Source organism: Microbacterium sp. HMWF026, assembly GCF_003061325.1.
GTDB classification, from domain to species: domain Bacteria; phylum Actinomycetota; class Actinomycetes; order Actinomycetales; family Microbacteriaceae; genus Microbacterium; species Microbacterium testaceum_E.
Map to the genome: position 1 here is coordinate 2,858 of NZ_QAJB01000460.1, position 1,858 is coordinate 4,715.

The following is a 1,858-nucleotide window of genomic DNA, read 5'->3' on the forward strand; positions in this document are numbered from 1 at the left end:
CCGACATCCGCGAGATCTACAACTACTACGTCCGCAACTCGGTCGTGACCTTCGACGAGAAGGCGTGGTCGATCGCCAAATGGCGCGACAAATTCGCCACCCTCGACAAGCTCGGGCTGCCGTTCCTCGTCGCCGAGTCCCCGAGCGGACAGATCCTCGGCTACGCGCTCGTCCAGCCGTGGCAGTCGAAGTCGGCGTACCGCTACACGGTCGAGAACTCCATCTACCTGGGACAGGCGGCGGCCGGCAAGGGACTCGGCCGGGCGCTGCTCGAGGCGCTCATCGCCGCGTGTCAGGAGCTCGGCATCCGCGAGATGGTCGCCGCGATCAGCGACAAGGGGGCGGACGCCTCGATCGCCCTGCACGAGAAGCTCGGGTTCACCGAGGTGGGGCGCATGGGCCGGGTCGGCTTCAAATTCGGCCGCTGGCTCGGGGTGGTCTACCTGCAGAAGAGCATCCCGTCGAAGAAGAAGAAGCGGCGCCTGTTCGGCTGAGCCCTGCCGGCCGTCAGCGACGGTGCGGCGCCGCGGCCTCGCGCACCTCGTCGACGAGTGTGCGCCATGGTCCCTCGACCTGGGTTTCGCCGAGCTTCGCCTGCCGCACGGCTGCCGCGCCGCGGTGCACCTCGATGCGCCACTGGTAGCGGTCCGCCCCGGTCGTCGCCGGGGGCATACGGTCCCACGGGCAGCGCTCGACCAGGTCGCGCCACCGCGGTTCGTCGTCGGCGTCGGGCTCGGCGCGCCATTGCCGGGACAGGCCGGCGATACCCCCCGAGCGGACGACGATGATGACGATGCGCTCGTCATCGACGGTGTCAGGCTGCGGCATCCTTCACGACGCCGACCCCGGCCCACGCGGCGCGGACGGCGGCGACCTCCTCCGACTCCTCACCGTACTCCGACGCGGCGGTGGCCAGGGTGGCGGCCGCGAACGCGGCGAAGTCGGACGTCGGCGAGAGCGTGCCCGCGGTGAGCGTGCGGTACCAGATCAGCCCCGCGCGCTCCCACGCGAAGCCGCCGAGCGCCGTCGCCACCAGATAGAACGCGCGGTTCGGGATGCCGGAGTTGATGTGCACCCCGCCGTTGTCGTCGGCCGTGTCGACGTAGTCGCGCATGTGCCCGGGCTGCGGGTCTTCACCCAGGACGTCGTCGTCATAGGCCGTTCCGGGAGCCTTCATGGATCGCAGCGCCTCGCCCTGCACGTCGGGCGCAAAGATCCCCGCCCCGATCAACCATGACGCGTCCTCGGCCCGCTGGCCGAGGTGATGCTGCTCGGCGAGCGCGCCGAAGACGTCGGAGAGGGATTCGTTGAGGGCTCCCGACTGCCCCTGGTACTCCAGTCCGCCCGCGGCCTCGGTGACCCCGTGGCCGAGCTCGTGGGCGATGACGCTCAGCGAGCGGGTGAACCCGACGAACACATCGCCGTCGCCGTCGCCGAAGACCATGCGCTCGCCGTTCCAGAAGGCGTTGTCGTAGTCGTCGCCGTAGTGCACGGTCGCCAGCAGCGACCCGCCCGCGGCGTCGATGCCGTCGCGCGCGAAGGCGTCCCAGAAGAAGTCGTACGTCGCCCCCAGGCCGTCGTACGCCTGATCGACGGCGTCGTCACCGGTGGGGGCGTCGTCTTCGCTGCGCACGCGGCGACCCGGGAGGTTCTCGGTGTTGTTGGCATCCGAGATGATCCGGTCGGGGGCGGGCGCGGTCTCGGCGACGAGGGCGTCACCGTCGATCGACAGGCGCAGCCGGGTGCGCGCCGGACGCGGCGGACGCGGCATCGCGAGGGTCTTGCGGGCGGCGGCAGCGGCGCGGGCGAGGCGCGGGTCGTCGGTCTGGGCGAGACGGTCGAGTAGGAACGGGGGAAC

Annotated in this window: 3 protein-coding genes; 1 reads left to right on the forward strand and 2 read right to left on the reverse strand. The window is 71.0% G+C overall.

What is annotated here, in order from left to right:
* Nucleotides 1-494 (forward strand): GNAT family N-acetyltransferase (locus tag DBR36_RS16575; protein ID WP_108320803.1); only part of this gene is annotated, 494 nt, incomplete at its 5' end.
* Between the two features lie 13 nt (nt 495-507).
* Here the strand turns inward: DBR36_RS16575 and DBR36_RS16580 are convergent.
* Together DBR36_RS16580 and DBR36_RS16585 are read right to left on the reverse strand one after the other, a co-directional pair.
* Complete coding sequence (locus DBR36_RS16580; protein WP_108320794.1) at nt 508-828, reverse strand: protealysin inhibitor emfourin; 321 nt, start codon at nt 826-828, stop codon at nt 508-510.
* Nucleotides 815-1,858: M4 family metallopeptidase (locus tag DBR36_RS16585; protein WP_108320804.1), on the reverse strand; the 1,044-nt coding region annotated here is incomplete at its 5' end. The genes DBR36_RS16580 and DBR36_RS16585, both read right to left, overlap by 14 nt.